Below are 1,334 nucleotides of genomic sequence, written 5' to 3'. Positions count from 1 at the left end.
CAGCCGTCAGCTAAATGCTTACATTCCCGACTCCCGATTCCCGACTCCCGATTCCCGATTCCCGACTCCCGACTCCCGATTCCCGACTCCCGATTCCCGATTCCCTACTCCCTACTCCCTACTCCCTACTCCCTTAAAAACGCTATATCTTGATCATGATAGTTTCCCCATTTCTCTATTATTTCCTGGGCAAGATGACTAGGAAATGAATGGTAACCGGGTTCCAATTCCTTCGATAAAATTAAGTCAATGGCTATGTTATGGGCATAGAAGACTGGGTCGAGAGTCTGAACTGGAGTAGGTTCCGCTAAGGAAAAATTGATCGGCGCTTTTTTGAAAAGCACTTCTGCATCTGAGAAGTTATCACCAAATTCATCTTCTGCGCCGATGTTGGCAAGATACTTACCACTAAAATCTTCCTTGTCTAAATCATACTCCTTAGAAAGTACTCCATTAACTCCCGTACAGGTTACAACACAAAAAGCCTCCTTTAGTGCTGCCCTAATGCCATCCAGGTCCTCAGCCTGTAACCCTTTGATTCCTCTAGCCCTAAGCTGTTCCAAAATCTTAGGATTTTTCTCGACGACCACCAGCTCCTTGGTTAAGCCTAATAATTCATTAACGAGTCCTTTCCCAACTTTTCCACAACCAAAGATTATCAAGTTTTTATCCACTAATGCCTCGTTAGTTAACTGGTGAAAGGCTTTGACAAATGCCTTACTAGTGCCATAGAACGTTTCTATATTTTTTAGGGAACTGTCATCCACAGAAATCAAGGGATAGGAAATATCTAACGATTGATAGATCTCGTTATCGAGTTTAGTTAGCTCTACCACTCCTTCGCGAGGGTTGAGTAGTGTGGGTAACTCTCCATAAAGATCTAAACAAATATCATAGTTATCCTCAAAATTCCCTTCAAGATTAACCTCAACATTAGCACTGAGTAAAATTTCCACCGCTTCTGGGTTAGGGTCGATAAAATTAGGGCAAGACACGGTAAGCTCAGCACCAGCCAACAGCAACGGTTCAACTTTAAAGACAGTTTCTATGGTCAAGTGGATATGATGTAATAGTCTTAATCCTTGATAAGGCTGATGCGATCGCATCTGTTGTCTCAGCTCAGCCATAAATGGCATAGCTTCAGACCGGGGATGTTTTTGCCGTGCTTGTTCAAAGACCTGAAAATTAATCATTTATGATACACCCGATTAACGGTAGCGAAGTTGTTGACCCTTGATGACTAAACCCATTCTCATCGCGTTTCCAATTGGAGTGAATCGTTTTTGTTTCGTCATGGTTTGGGGATGATGACGCACGGTAGATAAACTCACGCT

General features: G+C 42.9%; 1 protein-coding gene. It reads right to left on the bottom strand.

Translation table 11 applies throughout. The features are described 5' to 3' along the window. Positions 1–125: 125 nt before the first annotated feature. Positions 126–1,193: an adenosylhomocysteinase gene (locus F6K49_RS49660; RefSeq protein ID WP_293110174.1), complete on the bottom strand. Its 1,068-nt coding sequence runs from the start codon at positions 1,191–1,193 to the stop codon at positions 126–128. Positions 1,194–1,334 lie beyond the last annotated feature (141 nt).

It is taken from the genome of Moorena sp. SIO3I6 (genome assembly GCF_010672095.1).
Note: the sequence above shows the minus strand (reverse complement) of the source record. Positions and strands in the feature narration are given on the sequence as shown.

Bases quoted from the DNA above. Each gene is read 5' to 3' on its own strand.
- F6K49_RS49660 (WP_293110174.1), bottom strand. From the start codon at position 1,193: ATGATTAATTTTCAGGTCTTTGAACAAGCACGGCAAAAACATCCCCGG.